This is a genomic window from Stagnihabitans tardus, assembly GCF_009925085.1.
Classification (GTDB): Bacteria; Pseudomonadota; Alphaproteobacteria; order Rhodobacterales; family Rhodobacteraceae; genus Stagnihabitans; species Stagnihabitans tardus.
In genome coordinates, this window is sequence record NZ_JAABNR010000020.1 from 23,352 (window position 1) to 39,470 (window position 16,119).

17 protein-coding genes are annotated in these 16,119 nt (G+C 63.0%); all 17 read right to left on the bottom strand.

The window, feature by feature from the left end; genetic code table 11:
* The 17 genes from rpsC to rpoC all read right to left on the bottom strand — a co-directional run bounded on the left by rpsC (position 1) and on the right by rpoC (position 16,081).
* Positions 1 to 711: a 30S ribosomal protein S3 gene (gene rpsC / locus GV832_RS17050; protein ID WP_168776089.1), complete on the bottom strand. Its 711-nt coding sequence runs from the start codon at positions 709 to 711 to the stop codon at positions 1 to 3.
* Complete coding sequence (rplV, locus tag GV832_RS17055; RefSeq protein WP_168776090.1) at positions 711 to 1,091, bottom strand: 50S ribosomal protein L22; 381 nt, start codon at positions 1,089 to 1,091, stop codon at positions 711 to 713. Before rplV ends, rpsC begins: the two co-directional genes overlap by 1 nt.
* A 3-nt stretch (positions 1,092 to 1,094) precedes the next feature.
* Positions 1,095 to 1,373: a 30S ribosomal protein S19 gene (gene rpsS, locus GV832_RS17060; RefSeq protein ID WP_168776091.1), complete on the bottom strand. Its 279-nt coding sequence runs from the start codon at positions 1,371 to 1,373 to the stop codon at positions 1,095 to 1,097.
* 3 nt (positions 1,374 to 1,376) lie between these two features.
* On the bottom strand, positions 1,377 to 2,216 hold the full coding sequence (gene rplB, locus GV832_RS17065) for a 50S ribosomal protein L2 (RefSeq protein WP_168776092.1): 840 nt from the start codon (positions 2,214 to 2,216) through the stop codon (positions 1,377 to 1,379).
* 223 nt (positions 2,217 to 2,439) lie between these two features.
* On the bottom strand, positions 2,440 to 3,093 hold the full coding sequence (locus tag GV832_RS17070; protein WP_168776093.1) for a DUF4274 domain-containing protein: 654 nt from the start codon (positions 3,091 to 3,093) through the stop codon (positions 2,440 to 2,442).
* Positions 3,094 to 3,206: 113 nt separating this feature from the next.
* Positions 3,207 to 3,503, bottom strand: a complete 297-nt coding sequence (locus tag GV832_RS17075; protein ID WP_168776094.1) for a 50S ribosomal protein L23 — start codon at positions 3,501 to 3,503, stop codon at positions 3,207 to 3,209.
* A complete protein-coding gene (rplD, locus tag GV832_RS17080; protein ID WP_168776095.1) occupies positions 3,500 to 4,120 on the bottom strand; it encodes a 50S ribosomal protein L4 in 621 nt (206 codons plus the stop codon). The genes GV832_RS17075 and rplD overlap by 4 nt, the downstream gene beginning before the upstream one ends.
* Positions 4,117 to 4,806, bottom strand: coding sequence for a 50S ribosomal protein L3 (rplC, locus tag GV832_RS17085; protein WP_168776096.1), 690 nt, complete (start codon positions 4,804 to 4,806; stop codon positions 4,117 to 4,119). Before rplC ends, rplD begins: the two co-directional genes overlap by 4 nt.
* Positions 4,807 to 4,818: 12 nt before the next feature.
* Complete coding sequence (rpsJ, locus tag GV832_RS17090; RefSeq protein ID WP_168776097.1) at positions 4,819 to 5,127, bottom strand: 30S ribosomal protein S10; 309 nt, start codon at positions 5,125 to 5,127, stop codon at positions 4,819 to 4,821.
* Positions 5,128 to 5,322: 195 nt separating this feature from the next.
* Entirely contained in the window at positions 5,323 to 6,498 is a 1,176-nt protein-coding gene (gene tuf / locus GV832_RS17095; RefSeq protein WP_168776098.1) for an elongation factor Tu, read from the bottom strand.
* Positions 6,499 to 6,579: 81 nt separating this feature from the next.
* Positions 6,580 to 8,703, bottom strand: a complete 2,124-nt coding sequence (gene fusA, locus GV832_RS17100) for an elongation factor G (protein ID WP_168776099.1) — start codon at positions 8,701 to 8,703, stop codon at positions 6,580 to 6,582.
* 9 nt (positions 8,704 to 8,712) lie between these two features.
* On the bottom strand, positions 8,713 to 9,183 hold the full coding sequence (gene rpsG, locus GV832_RS17105; RefSeq protein WP_168776100.1) for a 30S ribosomal protein S7: 471 nt from the start codon (positions 9,181 to 9,183) through the stop codon (positions 8,713 to 8,715).
* Between the two features lie 11 nt (positions 9,184 to 9,194).
* On the bottom strand, positions 9,195 to 9,566 hold the full coding sequence (gene rpsL, locus GV832_RS17110; protein ID WP_168776101.1) for a 30S ribosomal protein S12: 372 nt from the start codon (positions 9,564 to 9,566) through the stop codon (positions 9,195 to 9,197).
* A gap of 278 nt (positions 9,567 to 9,844) precedes the next feature.
* A complete protein-coding gene (locus GV832_RS17115) occupies positions 9,845 to 10,153 on the bottom strand; it encodes a lipid-A-disaccharide synthase N-terminal domain-containing protein (protein WP_227754497.1) in 309 nt (102 codons plus the stop codon).
* Entirely contained in the window at positions 10,146 to 10,847 is a 702-nt protein-coding gene (locus GV832_RS17120; protein WP_354001977.1) for a glycosyltransferase family 2 protein, read from the bottom strand. Before GV832_RS17120 ends, GV832_RS17115 begins: the two co-directional genes overlap by 8 nt.
* Positions 10,848 to 10,907: 60 nt before the next feature.
* Positions 10,908 to 11,777 (bottom strand): DMT family transporter, encoded by an 870-nt coding sequence (locus tag GV832_RS17125; protein WP_168776103.1) that lies wholly within the window; start codon positions 11,775 to 11,777, stop codon positions 10,908 to 10,910.
* Between the two features lie 59 nt (positions 11,778 to 11,836).
* Positions 11,837 to 16,081 carry a DNA-directed RNA polymerase subunit beta' gene (gene rpoC, locus GV832_RS17130; RefSeq protein WP_168776104.1) on the bottom strand — a complete coding sequence of 1,415 codons (4,245 nt, stop codon included), beginning with the start codon at positions 16,079 to 16,081 and terminating at the stop codon, positions 11,837 to 11,839.
* Positions 16,082 to 16,119 lie beyond the last annotated feature (38 nt).

The following is a 16,119-nucleotide window of genomic DNA, read 5'->3' on the forward strand; positions in this document are numbered from 1 at the left end:
TTATGCGCGTTCGCGGCGCGGAGCGCGCGGCGCGGGGCCATCGGCTTGTTCAGCCAGACGACGGTCATGGGCCTGGGGATCATGCTCAAGGATTTCGCCCTTGAAGATCCAGACCTTCACACCAATGATCCCGTAGGGGGTCTTGGCTTCGGACAGCGCATAGTCGATGTCGGCGCGCAGCGTGTGCAGCGGCACGCGGCCCTCGCGGTACCATTCGGTCCGCGCGATTTCCGCACCACCCAGACGACCACCGACATTGACCCGGATCCCCAGGGCGCCGATGCGCATCGCGTTCTGCACGCCGCGCTTCATGGCGCGACGGAAGGACACGCGGCGCTCCATCTGCTGAGCGATCGACTCGGCCACCAGCTGAGCGTCCAACTCGGGCTTGCGGATTTCGACGATGTTCAGGTGGAGTTCCGACTTGGTGAAAACCGCCAGCTTCTTGCGCAGGGTTTCGATATCGGCGCCTTTTTTGCCGATGATCACGCCCGGACGCGCGGTGTGGATCGTGACGCGGCACTTCTTGTGCGGACGCTCGATGATCACCTTGGAGATGCCGGCCGCCTTGCACTCGGTGTGCACGAAGTCGCGCATCTTGAGGTCTTCGAGCAGCAGGTTGCCATAGTCCTTCGACTCGGCGAACCAGCGGCTGTCCCAGGTGCGGTTGACCTGCAGACGCATCCCAATCGGGTTGACTTTCTGACCCATTACGCAGTCTCCCCGACTTGGCGCAGCTTGATGGTAATTTCCGAGAACGGCTTCATGATCTTGCCGAAGCGACCACGAGCGCGCGGACGGCCACGCTTCATGACGAGGTTCTTGCCGACCCAGGCCTCGGCGACGACAAGCGCGTCGACGTCCAGGTTGTGGTTGTTTTCGGCATTGGCGATCGCCGACTGAAGGCACTTCTTCACGTCATTGGCGACACGGCGCTTCGAGAAGGTGAGGTCGGCCAAGGCCTTGTCCACCTTCTTGCCGCGGATCAGACCGGCGACGAGGTTCAGCTTCTGCTCCGACCCGCGCAGCATGCGCAGAACGGCCATAGCCTCGTTGTCCGCCACGCGGCGCGGAGCTTTTTCCTTACCCATGGCTTATTTCCTCTTCGCTTTCTTGTCGGCGGCGTGGCCGTAGTAGGTCCGGGTCGGCGAGTATTCGCCGAACTTCTGACCGATCATGTCCTCGGTCACGTTGACCGGGATGTGCTTCTTGCCGTTGTAGACGCCGAAGGTCAGACCAACGAACTGCGGCAGGATGGTGGAACGACGCGACCAGATCTTGATCACTTCGCTCTTGCCCGAGGCTTTGGCTTTCTCGGCCTTCGTCAGAAGGTAGCCGTCGACGAACGGGCCTTTCCAGAGGGAACGTGCCATGGATTAGCGCCCTTTCTTCTTGGCGTGACGCGAGCGGACGATAAGCTTGTCCGACTGCTTCGGTTTGCGGGTCTTGTTGCCCTTGGTGCCCTTGCCCCAGGGGGTAACCGGGTGGCGGCCACCAGAGGTCCGGCCTTCACCACCACCATGCGGGTGGTCGATCGGGTTCATGGCCACGCCGCGGACCGTCGGGCGGATGCCCATCCAGCGCGAACGACCGGCTTTACCGAAGTTCTGGTTCGAGTTGTCGGGGTTTGACACGGCACCGATGGTGGCCATGCATTCCTGACGGACCATGCGCAGTTCGCCCGAGGAGAGGCGGATCTGGGCATAGCCACCGTCGCGGCCGACGAATTGTGCATAGGTGCCAGCGGCGCGGGCCAGCTGACCGCCCTTGCCGGGCTTCAGTTCCACATTGTGGACGATCGCACCGATCGGCATGCCCGAGAAGGGCATCGCGTTGCCGGGCTTCACGTCGACCTTGGCGCCGGCGATCACTTGATCACCAACAGCCAGACGCTGCGGAGCGAGGATATAGGCCAGCTCGCCATCGGCATACTTCACCAGGGCGATGAAGGCCGTGCGGTTGGGGTCGTACTCGATACGCTCGACCGTGGCGGCGATATCGAACTTGGTGCGGCGGAAATCAACCACGCGATAGAGGCGCTTGTGACCGCCCCCCTTGTGCCACATCGTGATGCGACCCGTGTTGTTCCGTCCACCCGTACCGGTCAGACCCTCGGTCAGCGCCTTGATCGGGCGCCCCTTGAAGAGGTCCGAACGGTCGATCAGAACCAGCCCACGCTGGCCAGGCGTCGTCGGTTTATACGACTTGAGTGCCATGCTTTCTGTCTTCCGTCGTTGTGGGGTCTTGCGACCCAAAAGGAGCGCCGAAGCTCTCCGGTTTCATAGGGCGCCGAAGCTCCCAACGTAAAACGCCAAGCCCCGGAACGAATCCCGGGGCGCAGGCGATGGGGTCGTTTAGGGGAGGGAGGGGGGAAGGTCAAGGGGCGGAAGCTAGGGATTTCGACCTTTCCGACCTTTGACGACTGAGCGCAAGGCCGCGTCACCGCCCGATCTTCAGAATGCTTGCCAGGAATGACATCGGCCCTTTGCCAGAGGCTCTTGCCGGGGCGGCCATCAGCTCGGCCACGCGGGCCTGAATGTCGTCTGGCATCAACGGCAGCAATAACTCTGTCGACCGACGGACCCTTTCATTGCTGCGCAGGCCAGCAGCGATCTGTTGGGCTTCCTTCTCGACGTGGGCGCGGTGCTTGGCGCGACGCTCTTCAATTGTCTCGGTCGGCACCTTGAGTGCCGGCAGGACGATTCCCGGGTCCAACTGCCAGAACCCAAAGCAGGGTGCTGCGTTGTCACCACGCATGAGCCCCCCCGGAATAAAGCTCCAATCCCGTCTGTGATCCTGGGGATCGTGCCGATAGCCACCCGAGTTCACACGGTCGTGGATACGCTTGAGCATCTGGTAGATAGCGGATGTCTGCCGCTCTGGCCGCACATAGAACTGAGGTTCAGCCAGATAGAACACCGACAAGGCCGTAAGAAGCGAGCAATCCGCCCGGTCGATGATTGCCCCAAGGACCTCGGCAGGGAAATAGTCCCAATTATAACTATGGGCCGTAGGCAGCAACTCCTCGGTGCGAAGCTTGGCCACGACATCGAGTTGCTGAGCAAGGCTAAGCCTTTCGGTGTCCAAATCCATTCAATCCATCCTTCCTGGTACCTCGCCGGATAAACCGCGACTGTGGCAAGACTTTGAAAAGCAAAAGGCCCCCACCTCGCGGCAGGGGCCCTCTGTTCCGGTCAGACCAGGTCTCAGAGGCCGGTCGTCACGTCGATCGTGTGGCCGCTTTCCAGCGTCACATAGGCTTTCTTCACGTCGCTGCGCTCGCCGGGGCGGCCGCGGAAACGCTTGGTCTTGCCCTTGGTGATCGTCGTGTTGACGGCCTTCACCTTCACCCCAAAGACAGCCTCGACGGCTTCCTTGATCTTGGGCTTGGTGGCGTCCATCGCGACTTTGAAGACGACGGCACCATTCTCGGAGGCCATGGTGGCCTTCTCGGTGATGATCGGCTTCTTGATCAGGTCGTAGTGTTCGGGTTTCGCGCTCATTTCAGACGAGCCTCCAAAGCTTCGATACCTGCCTTGGTGATCACCAGGGTGTCACGCTTCAGGATATCATACACATTGGCGCCGATCGCGGGCAGAGCGTCGATGCCTTCGAGGTTGCGCGCGGCGAGGGCGAAGTTCGCCTCGATCGCACCACCGTCGATGACCAGGACGCGCTTCCAACCCAGCTCCGACACCTGCTTGGCGAGGATCGCGGTCTTGGCTTCGGCCAAAGTCGCCGAGTCCAGGATCACCAGCTCACCGGCCTTGGCCTTGGCCGACAGCGCATGACGCAGGCCCAAAGCGCGGAATTGCTTGGGCAGGTCATGGGCGTGGCTGCGGGGCGTCGGGCCCTTGTAGACGCCACCGTGACGGAAGATCGGAGCCTTCTTGGAACCGTGGCGAGCGCCGCCGGTGCCCTTCTGGCGATAGATCTTCTTGGTCGAATAGGAGACGTCCGACTTGCCCAGCGTCGAGTGGGTGCCGGCTTGCGCCTTGGCGCGCTGCCAACGGACCACGCGGTGCAGGATGTCTGCACGGGGCTCGAGGCCGAACAGGGCTTCATTCAGCTCGATCGAGCCAGCCTTGCCGCCATCCAGAGTGATCACATCGAGTTTCATGCTTCACCCCCAACAGCGCGGACGGCAGCCGGGATCGGCAGACCTTCCGGAGCAGCCTTCTTCACGGCGTCCTTGATCGTGACCCAGCCGCCGGCATGGCCGGGGACAGCGCCCTTGATCATCAGGAGACCACGTTCGGCATCCGTGCGGACCACTTGCAGGTTCTGCGTGGTCGAACGGACGGCGCCCATGTGGCCCGCCATCTTCTTGCCCTTGAACACCTTGCCGGGGTCCTGGCACTGGCCGGTCGAACCGTGCGAACGGTGCGAAACCGACACACCGTGCGAGGCGCGCAGGCCGCCGAAGTTGTGCCGCTTCATGGCACCGGCGAAACCCTTACCCGACGAAGTCCCGGCGATATCCACGAACTGGCCGGTCAGATAGTGGTCAGCGGTGATTTCCGCGCCCACTTCGATCAGGCAATCCGGGGTCACGCGGAATTCGGCGACCTTGCGCTTCGGCGCCACATTCGCCTTGGCGAAGTGACCGCGCTGCGCGGCGGTGGTGTTCTTGGCCTTGGCCGTGCCCGCGCCCAGCTGGACGGCGGTGTAGCCATCCTTCTCGACGGTGCGTTGTGCCACGACCTGGAGCGAATCGAGTTGAAGAACGGTCACAGGAACCTGCGTGCCGTTTTCCAGGAACAGCCGGGTCATGCCCAGCTTCTTTGCAATCGTGCCCGAGCGCATCTGTTTGCTCCCTTACACTTTGATCTCGACATCCACGCCAGCGGCGAGGTCGAGCTTCATCAGCGCGTCCACGGTCTGGGGGGTCGGGTCAACGATGTCCAGAAGACGCTTGTGCGTCCGGATTTCCCACTGGTCGCGCGACTTCTTGTCGATGTGCGGACCACGGAGAACCGTGAACTTTTCGATCTTGTTGGGGAGCGGGATGGGACCGCGAACCGTGGCGCCCGTGCGCTTGGCCGTATTGACGATTTCCTGGGTGCTGGCATCCAGCACGCGGAAGTCGAAGGCCTTGAGCCGGATGCGAATGGTTTGACCTTGCATCTGTTCTTCCTTCGGAACGTAGAGCGGACGACATGCCCGGTCCATAGGTTCCCTGTTTCTGGTCGTAAAGCTGTTTAGGGCAGTAAGACGAGGGCGGGGATTACCCCCGCCCTGTCCAAACTTCAAGATGATTCGAAGAGCGCGACGGCCTTATTTTCAAAGGCGGTCCAGGGGCGGGGTTTCCCCCGCCGCTGCTTACTTGATGATCTTCGAAACCACGCCGGCGCCGACGGTGCGGCCGCCTTCACGGATGGCGAAGCGCAGCTTCTCTTCCATGGCGATCGGAGCGATCAGCTCGACGTTGAACTTCAGGTTGTCGCCCGGCATCACCATCTCGGTGCCTTCGGGCAGCTGAACCGTCCCGGTCACGTCGGTGGTGCGGAAGTAGAATTGCGGACGGTAGTTCGCAAAGAACGGCGTGTGACGGCCGCCTTCTTCCTTGGTCAGGATATAGGCCTCGGCTTCGAACTGGGTGTGCGGGTTGACCGACTTCGGCTTGCACAGCACCTGGCCGCGCTCCACGCCTTCACGGTCGATGCCGCGCAGCAGCACGCCGACGTTGTCGCCAGCCTCGCCGCGATCCAGCAGCTTGCGGAACATTTCCACGCCGGTGCAGGTCGACTTCTTGGTCTCGCGGATGCCCACGATTTCCACTTCGTCGCCGACGTTGATCACGCCACGCTCGACGCGGCCGGTCACCACGGTGCCACGGCCCGAGATCGAGAACACGTCTTCGATCGGCATCAGGAAGGGCTGGTCGATGGCGCGGGCCGGGGTCGGGATGTAGCTGTCAACCGCAGCCATCAGGGCGCGGATCGACTGCTCGCCGATGTCGGGACGCTCGCCGATCATGGCCTGGTGGGCCGAGCCCTTGACGATCGGGATATCATCGCCGGGGTATTCGTAGGACGAGAAGAGCTCGCGGATTTCCATCTCGACGAGTTCGATCAGCTCTTCGTCATCGACCAGGTCGACCTTGTTCATGTAGCAGACCATGTAGGGGATACCCACCTGGCGGCCGAGCAGGATGTGCTCGCGGGTCTGCGGCATCGGGCCGTCGGAGGCGGCGCAAACCAGGATCGCGCCGTCCATCTGCGCGGCGCCGGTGATCATGTTCTTCACATAGTCAGCGTGGCCGGGGCAGTCGACGTGGGCGTAGTGACGGGTCTCGGTCTCGTATTCCACGTGGGCGGTCGAGATCGTGATGCCACGGGCGCGCTCTTCGGGGGCGCCGTCGATCTGGTCGTAGGCGCGGAATTCGCCGAAGTACTTCGTGATCGCCGCCGTCAGCGTCGTCTTGCCGTGGTCAACGTGGCCGATCGTGCCAATGTTGACGTGCGGTTTGGTCCGTTCAAACTTTGCCTTTGCCATGTGGCAACTCCTTTGGTGTCTGATGCGGTGCCCGGGGGCACCCTACGGGGTGGTAGGGCGGGGTTGCCCCCGCCGCACCGATCAAGCGTATTTCTTCTGGATTTCCAGCGACAGGTTCTCGGGAACCGCGTCGTAATGGTCGAAGGACATCGAGAACACGGCCCGGCCCGAGGTCATCGAGCGCAGCGTGTTGATGTAGCCGAACATATTGGCCAGCGGCACCATGGCGGCGATGACATTCGCATTGCCGCGGCTGTCCTGGCCGTTGATCATGCCCCGACGCGAGGTCAGGTCGCCGATGACGCCGCCGGTATATTCTTCCGGGGTGACGACTTCGACCTTCATGATCGGCTCCAGGAGCTTCGCGCCGGCCTTCTTCAGACCTTCGCGCATACCGGCCCGGGTCGCGATTTCGAAAGCCAGCACCGAGGAGTCGACGTCGTGGAAAGCACCGTCAACCAGCGCCACCTTGAAGTCGATCACCGGGAAGCCTGCCAGCGGACCGGAGTCCATGACCGACTTGATGCCCTTTTCGACGCCGGGGATATATTCCTTCGGCACCGCGCCACCCACGATCTTGGATTCGAACGAGTAACCCTCGCCCGGCTCCGTCGGGGTGATTTCCAGCTTGATGCGGGCGAACTGGCCCGTACCACCGGTCTGCTTCTTGTGCGTGTAGTCGATCTCGGTCGCGCGCGAGATGGTCTCGCGGTAGGCCACCTGAGGAGCACCGATATTCGCCTCGACCTTGAACTCGCGACGCATGCGGTCAACGAGGATGTCCAGGTGAAGTTCGCCCATGCCCTTCATGATGGTCTGGCCCGATTCGACATCGGTCTCGACGCGGAAGGACGGGTCTTCGGCAGCCAGGCGAGCGAGGGCGAGGCCCATCTTCTCCTGGTCGGCCTTGGACTTCGGTTCCACGGCGATTTCGATCACGGGGACCGGGAAGGTCATCGTTTCCAGAACCACGGGAGCCGCCGGATCGCAGAGCGTGTCGCCGGTCGTGGTTTCCTTCAGACCCGCCAGCGCCATGATGTCGCCGGAGAAGGCCTCGGTGATTTCTTCCTGCTTGTTGGCGTGCATCATGACCATGCGGCCGATGCGCTCCTTGCGGCCCTTGGTGGCGTTCAGGATCGCGTCGCCCTTCTTCACCTGGCCCGAGTAGACGCGGGTGAAGGTCAGGGTGCCCATGAAGGGGTCGTTCATGATCTTGAAAGCCAGGCCCGAGAAGGGCTGGGCGTCGTCGGCCGACCGCGAGATGTTGCGGGTTTCGGTCTCGTCACCGGGGGCAAAGCCCTCGTAGGCGGGAACGTCCAGCGGATCGGGCAGGTAGTCGATGACGGCGTTCAACAGGGGCTGCACGCCCTTGTTCTTGAAGGCCGAACCGGCAAAGATCGGAACGAAGTCGATGGCTAGCGTGCCCTTGCGGATCAGCTTGCGCAGCTCTTCGGCGGAGGGCTCGTTGCCTTCCAGATAGGCTTCCATCGCGGCGTCGTCCTGACCCACTGCCGTTTCCAGCAGGTTCAGGCGCCATTCGTCGGCCTGGTCCTTCAGCTCGGCACGGATCGGCTGGCGCACCCAGGAGGCGCCCAGGTCTTCGCCCTGGTAGACCCACTCTTCCATGGTCACGAGGTCGATGATGCCTTCCAGCTTGTCTTCCGCGCCGATCGGCAGGGCCACGGGAACCGGGTTGGCCCCGGTGCGGTCCTTGATCATCTTCACGCAGTTGAAGAAGTCGGCGCCGGTCTTGTCCATCTTGTTGACGAAGACGATGCGCGGCACCTTGTAGCGGTCAGCCTGACGCCACACGGTCTCGGTCTGGGGCTCCACGCCGGCGTTGCCGTCGAGCAGAACCACGGCACCGTCGAGCACGGCCAGCGAGCGTTCGACTTCGATGGTGAAGTCCACGTGGCCGGGGGTGTCGATGATGTTGAAGCGATAGCGGTCGGTGGCCGACTTGGCTTCACCGGGATCGACCTGGCGCTGCCAGAAGGTCGTGGTGGCAGCCGAGGTGATCGTGATGCCACGCTCTTGCTCTTGCTCCATCCAGTCCATGGTGGCGGCGCCATCATGGACTTCCCCGATCTTGTGGGTCTTGCCGGTGTAGTAGAGGATCCGTTCGGTCGTCGTGGTCTTGCCCGCGTCGATGTGAGCAATGATCCCGAAGTTCCGATAGCGGTTAAGCGGATATTCGCGAGCCATGAGAACCCCTTACCAGCGGTAGTGGCTGAACGCTTTGTTCGCGTCGGCCATCTTGTGGGTGTCTTCGCGCTTCTTCACGGCGGTGCCACGGTTGTTCACCGCGTCCGAGAGTTCAGCGGCCAGACGCTCTTCCATCGTGTTCTCGTTGCGCTTGCGCGCAGCCGTGATCAGCCAACGGATCGCCAGGGCTTCGCGGCGGTCCGTGCGGACTTCGACCGGAACCTGGTAGGTCGCACCACCGACGCGGCGCGAGCGCACTTCGACGGAGGGCTTCACATTGTCCAGGGCTTCGTGGAAAGCCTGGACGGGCTCGCGCTTCAGGCGGGTCTGAACCCGTTCCAGGGCGCCATAAACGATCCCTTCAGCGACGGACTTCTTGCCGTCCAGCATCAGGTTGTTCATGAATTTGGTGATGACGCGGTCGCCATACTTGGCGTCCGGCAGAACTTCGCGCTTCTCAGCGGCGTGACGACGGGACATGTGTTATCTCCTCACTTCGGACGCTTGGCGCCATACTTCGAACGGCGCTGGCGACGTTCCTTCACGCCCTGGGTGTCCAGGACGCCGCGGAGGATGTGATAACGCACGCCGGGAAGGTCTTTCACACGGCCGCCACGGATCAGCACGACCGAGTGCTCTTGCAGGTTGTGCTTTTCACCGGGGATGTAGGAGATCACTTCGAACCCGTTGGTCAAACGGACCTTGGCGACCTTCCGCATAGCGGAGTTCGGCTTCTTCGGCGTCGTGGTGTAAACACGGGTGCAAACCCCACGCTTCTGGGGGCAGGATTCCAAGTGTTGCGACTTGGACTTCCGCACCAGAGCTTCCCGCGGCTTGCGGATCAGCTGTTGGATCGTCGGCATTCAGCTTCCTCGTTTTGCGCCTCTCGGCGCGGTGTCAATACTCGCAACCCCTTGGGATTGCGCTGCTTCTCGACCTGGCCCTTGCGCCCATCGCAAGCACCAAAACCGCAAGCGCGCCCCATTCAGGGAGCGATGCGGTGGAATTCCAGAGGATCGGAGCCTTAGCCCGGATCGTGACCGTTTCCAATCGTGAGCCCAACCAAGGGGAAACCCCCTTGAGAAGGTAGCGGGCTGATAGGGGGAATCGGGTGCAGAGTCAACAGGGCTTGGGCAAGGGCCTAGCCGCCCAGCCGCTCGCGCTCCTTGCGGATGAGCCAAAGGTTGCGGGTGTAGATCACCGTCCCGGGCAATTGGCCCAGGATGATCACCGGCTCGACCTCGCGGATGCCGTAGGCCAGGACGATCAGCGAGCCCGCGATCGAGAAATACCAGAAGGAGACCGGCACGACCGACCGCCCCGCCTTTTCCGAGGCCCACCATTGCATCAGGAACCGCGCGGTGAACATCAGCTGTCCGCCGATCCCGACCAGGACCCAAACCGCATCGGTCGCGGTCTTGACCCCCATCATTTCCAGGAGGTTATACATCAAAGCTCTCCGGCTCGGCCTTCTTGCGGCGGCGCAAGAGCCAGGCCACGCCGAAAAGGTCAACGACGCCAACCAGGGCGCGTTGCAGGTTGGTGTAATTCGACGCCCCTGCCCCGCGCGCGCGGTGGCTGACGTCGACATGGGCGATCACCCAGCCATCGCGGGCGAAAAGCGCGGGCAGATAGCGGTGCATGTGGTTGAAATACGGGAGCCGCAGGAAGGCCTCGCGGCGAAAGGCTTTCAGCCCGCAGCCGGTGTCCCGCGTCCCGTCCTTCAGCATCCAGCCGCGAATGGCATTGGCGGCCCTGGAGGCCTGCTTCTTCGACCAGGTGTCCTGGCGGCCGACCCGTTGCCCCGCCACCAGGCCCACGCGCGGATTAGCCAGGGGCGCGATCAGCGCGGGCAGGTTGGCGGGCGGGTTCTGGCCGTCGCCGTCCAGCGTGCAGACGATCTCGGCCCGCGCGGCCATCACCCCGGAATGCACCGCCGCCGATTGCCCCGCCGAGACGGGATGGCGCAGCACCCGGACATGCGGCAGGACCTTGGCCGCCGCCCCGGTGCCATCAGTCGATCCATCATCGACCACGATGATCTCGAAGGGCGCGAAAGCGCCAAGCGCCGCGTCGATCTCGCGCACCAGGGCCGCGATGTTGAGGGCCTCGTTCCGGGCCGGGATGACGACAGAGAGTTTCACGGCTTCTCCTTTTGCGCGGGCCCTAGCAGATCGCGTCCCGTTTCGCAAATCATGCCCCGATCAGCGCCGAGCAAAACGCTCCCGCATGAAGATATAGACCCCCGAGGCCACCACAATCCCCGAACCCAGGCTCGTTTGCACATCCGGCAGGTCGCCGAAGACCAGCCAGCCGATGAGGATGGCCCATAGCAGCGAGGTGTAACGGAACGGCGCGACCACGGCGAGTTCGCCCACCCGCATCACCCGCACGGCAAAGAGATAGCCCGCGATGATGAAGATCCCGGCCGCCCCGACCTCCAGCGTCGGGCGCAGCGCCAGGGGCTGCCAGCCCTGCCAGGCCGTCACCAGGCCGCCCATGACCATGACCGCCACCGCCGCCCAGACCGCACCGACGGTCGAGGGCATTTCGCGGCTGAACTTCCGCGTGGCGATGTCGCGCAGCACGACCCCCGCCACCGAGATCAGGCCCAGCACCGACCAGAAGCTGAAATCCTCGGCCCCCGGGCGGATGATGATCAGGACACCCACGAAGCCCACGAGGATCGCGGCCAGCCTTTGCCAACCGATGGGCTCGCGCAGGAAGACCGCCGCAGCCAGGGTCACGGCCAGGGGCAGCGACTGCAGGATGGCCGAGAGATTGGCGATGGGCATCTGGGTCAGGGCGATCAGGAAGGTCGCGGTCGAGACGATCTCTCCGAAGGTGCGGGCCAGGACCCAGAACCTGTCACGGCCCTGGGGCAGGAACTGCCGCACGCCCTGGGCCCTTGCCAGGACATAGATGCCGAAAGTGGCGATCAGGCCGCGCAGGAAAATGGCCTGGAACAGCGGCATATGCTCGGTCGCGGCCTTCATCAGCCCGTCGTTGACGGTGAAGCCCAGCATCGAGCCGCACATCAGAAGGATGCCGCGGGTGTTGTCGGAAAGTGCCATGGAAACCCCAAAGGAAAACCCCCCGCCTTTCGGGCGGGGGGTTCGCGATCAGCCGAAGATCAATCCCGGCTTTCGATCGTATCGACGAGGCCGCTGTCGCGGTCGTCGTCCTGGTCCATCACGTCGAAGGGCGCAGCCAGGGCCGCAGCCGTCTCGGCCTCGGACTTGCGGGCCTCGATCACCGTCATGTCGCGGTCGGCCGCGATCTTCTTGACGCGCGAGGTCGCGCCGCCGGTGCCTGCCGGGATCAACCGGCCGACGATGACGTTTTCCTTCAGACCCACCAGCTTGTCGCGCTTGCCCTGGACCGAAGCCTCGGTCAGCACGCGGGTGGTCTCCTGGAACGAGGCCGCCGAGATGAAGCTGCGGGTTTGCAGCGACGCCTTGGTCAGACCCAGCAAGATCGGCTCCGCCGTCGCAGGGCGCAGGCCCATGGCGATGATCTTGTCGTTGTTCTCGTCCAGCTCCGCCTTGTCGACGGTCTCACCCTTCAGAAGCGTGGTGTCGCCCGAATCCAGGATCTCGAACTTCTGCAGCATCTGGCGGACGATGACTTCGATGTGCTTGTCGTTGATGCGCACGCCTTGCAGACGGTACACATCCTGCACTTCTTCGATCATGTAGTTCGCCAGGGCCTCGACGCCGAGGATCCGCAGGATGTCGTGCGGCGCAGGGTTGCCGTCCATGATGTAGTCGCCCTTCTGGACGAAGTCACCTTCCTGAACCGGAATGTGCTTGCCCTTGGGGATCATGTATTCCTGCGCGTTCAGCGTCTCATCCACCGGTTCGACCGTGATGCGGCGCTTGTTCTTGTAGTCCTTCCCGAAGCGGACATAGCCGTCGTATTCGGCGATGATTGCGTGATCCTTCGGACGACGGGCTTCGAACAGTTCCGCCACGCGGGGAAGACCCCCGGTGATGTCCTTGGTCTTGGCACCTTCGCGCGGGATACGCGCCACCACGTCGCCCGGACGCAGCTCTTGACCGTCTTCGATCGAGAGAACCGCATCCACCGACATCGGATAGGTGATCGGGTTGCCATTGTCGCCGCGCACCGGATCGCCGGTGACCGGGTCCAGGACCAGCACTTCCGGCTTCAGCTCGTTGCCGCGCGGCGCCGAGCGCCAGTCGGAGACGATCTTCTGCGTCATGCCGGTGGCTTCGTCGGTGTCCTCGCGGACCGAGATCCCCGAGATGAGGTCCTTGAACCGCGCCGCGCCCGCCCGTTCGGCGATGATCGGCAGGGTATAGGGGTCCCATTCGAAGAGCTTGTTGCCGCGCTTGACCATGGCGCCATCGGCGACATGGAGCTTGGCCCCATAGGTCAGCTTGTGAACAGCCCGATCCGCGCCCGCCTCGTCGAGGATGGCGATGGACATGTTCCGGCCCACAACGATCTGCTCACCCGCCACATTGGACAGGAGGTTGGCGTTGCGGAACTCGATCTTGCCCTCTTGGCTGGCTTCCAGGAAGGACTGCTGGCCGCCCTGAGCGATACCGCCGATGTGGAAGGTCCGCATCGTCAGCTGGGTGCCGGGCTCGCCGATGGATTGGGCGGCGATGATGCCGACCGCTTCACCGATGTTCACCAGCGTGCCGCGCGCCAGGTCACGACCATAGCACATGGCGCAGACGCCTTCCTCGGACTCGCAGGTCAGCGGAGAGCGGATGCGGGCATGGGTGATCGCGTTGGTGTGGATCAGGTCGGCGCGACGTTCGTCGATCAGCTCGCCCTTGGCCACCAGCACTTCACCGGTCAGCGGCACGACGATGTCATCGGCAGCGACGCGACCGAGGATACGCTCGGCCAGGGACTGCACGACTTCGCCATCGTTCACCGCGGTTTCGGCGTTGATCGCGCGCTCGGTGCCGCAATCATGCTGACGCACGATGCAGTCCTGGGCCACGTCAACCAGGCGGCGGGTCAGGTAACCCGAGTTCGCCGTCTTGAGCGCGGTGTCAGCCAGACCCTTACGGGCGCCGTGGGTGGAGTTGAAATACTCCAACACGGTCAGGCCTTCCTTGAAGTTCGAGATGATCGGCGTCTCGATGATCTCGCCCGAGGGCTTGGCCATCAGACCGCGCATCCCGCCCAGCTGCTTCATCTGCGCCGGCGAACCCCGGGCCCCGGAGTGCGACATCATATAGACCGAGTTCGGCTCTTTTTCGGCGCCAGCATCGGTGTAACGGACGGCCGAAATCTCGGCCATCATCTCGGCCGCGACCTTGTCCGAGCACTTGGACCAGGCGTCGACCACCTTGTTATACTTTTCGCCCTGGGTGATCAGGCCGTCCATGTACTGCTGTTCGAATTCCTTCACCTGGTCGCGAACCTCGTTCACGATCGGCCATTTGGTGTCGGGGATCAGCATGTCGTCCTTGCCGAACGAGATGCCCGCCCGGAAGGCCTCACGGAAGCCAAGCGTCATGATCTGGTCGCAGAAGATCACCGACTCTTTCTGGCCGCAATAGCGGTAGACGGTGTCGATGACGGCCTGCACGTCCTTCTTCCGCAGCAGACGGTTGACCAGGTCGAAGGGCGCCTTGGCGTTCAAGGGCATGATATTGCCCAGCCGCAGGCGGCCCGGCGTCGTGTCGAAGCGCTTCCAGACGATGTTGCCTTCCTCGTCAACCTGACGCAGGCGGGCCTTGATCTTGGCATGGAGGTGCACAACGCCAGCGGCGAGGGCGTGTTCGACCTCGTCGATGTCCGAGAAGGCCATGCCTTCGCCGACCATGCCCTTGCGCTCCATCGTCACGTAATAGATGCCCAGAACCATGTCCTGCGACGGAACGATGATCGGAGCGCCGTTGGCGGGCGACAGGACGTTGTTGGTGGACATCATCAGGACGCGGGCCTCAAGCTGGGCTTCCAGCGAGAGGGGCACGTGGACGGCCATCTGGTCACCGTCGAAGTCGGCGTTGAAGGCCGAGCAAACGAGCGGGTGCAGCTGGATCGCCTTGCCTTCGATCAGCATCGGCTCGAAGGCCTGGATGCCCAGACGGTGCAGCGTCGGCGCGCGGTTCAGAAGGACCGGATGTTCGCGGATGACTTCGTCCAGGATATCCCAAACCTCGGGACGTTCCTTTTCCACCAGCTTCTTGGCCTGCTTGACGGTCGAGGAAAGCCCCTTGGCCTCGAGCCGCGAGTAGATGAAGGGCTTGAACAGCTCCAAGGCCATCTTCTTCGGCAGGCCGCACTGGTGCAGCTTCAGCTCCGGCCCGGTCACGATGACCGAACGACCCGAGAAGTCCACCCGCTTGCCCAGAAGGTTCTGACGGAAGCGGCCCTGCTTGCCTTTCAGCATGTCGGACAGCGACTTCAGCGGGCGCTTGTTGGTGCCCGTGATGACGCGGCCGCGACGGCCGTTGTCGAAGAGGGCGTCCACCGCCTCTTGCAGCATGCGCTTTTCGTTGCGCACGATGATATCGGGCGCACGCAGCTCGATCAGGCGCTTCAAACGGTTGTTCCGGTTGATGACGCGACGATAGAGGTCGTTCAGGTCAGAGGTCGCGAAACGGCCGCCATCCAGCGGAACCAGCGGACGCAGTTCCGGCGGGATCACCGGGAGGACGGTCAGAACCATCCACTCCGGACGGTTGCCGGATTCGAGGAAGCTTTCGACGATCTTCAAACGCTTGATGATCTTCTTGGGCTTCAGCTCGCCGGTCGCCTCTTTGAGGTCGGCGCGGAGTTGGTCCGCGGTCGCTTCAAGGTCGATGTTGACCAGCATTTCGCGGATCGCCTCAGCGCCGATATTGGCGGTGAAGGCGTCAGCGCCATACTGGTCCTGCGCGTCGAGGAATTCCTCTTCGGTCATCAGCTGGCCATAGGTCAGATCGGTCAGACCCGGCTCGATGACGACGTAGTTTTCGAAATAGAGGATGCGCTCCAGGTCCCGCAGCGTCATGTCCAGCATCAGGCCGATGCGGGAGGGAAGCGACTTCAGGAACCAGATGTGGGCGACAGGCGCCGCCAGTTCGATATGGCCCATCCGCTCGCGGCGGACCTTTTGCAGGGTGACTTCAACGCCGCACTTTTCGCAGACGACGCCGCGATATTTCATGCGCTTGTATTTGCCGCAGAGGCATTCGTAATCCTTGATCGGCCCGAAGATACGGGCGCAGAACAGGCCATCACGCTCGGGCTTGAAGGTCCGGTAGTTGATGGTTTCCGGCTTCTTGATCTCGCCATAGGACCACGAGAGGATCCGCTCCGGCGAGGCCAGAGAGATCTTGATCTCGTCGAAAGTCTTGACGGGCGCCACCGGGTTGAACGGGTTGGTGCTGAGTTCCTGGTTCATTTCATAACCTTATGAAGAGGGGCGGCGGGGAAGGATTT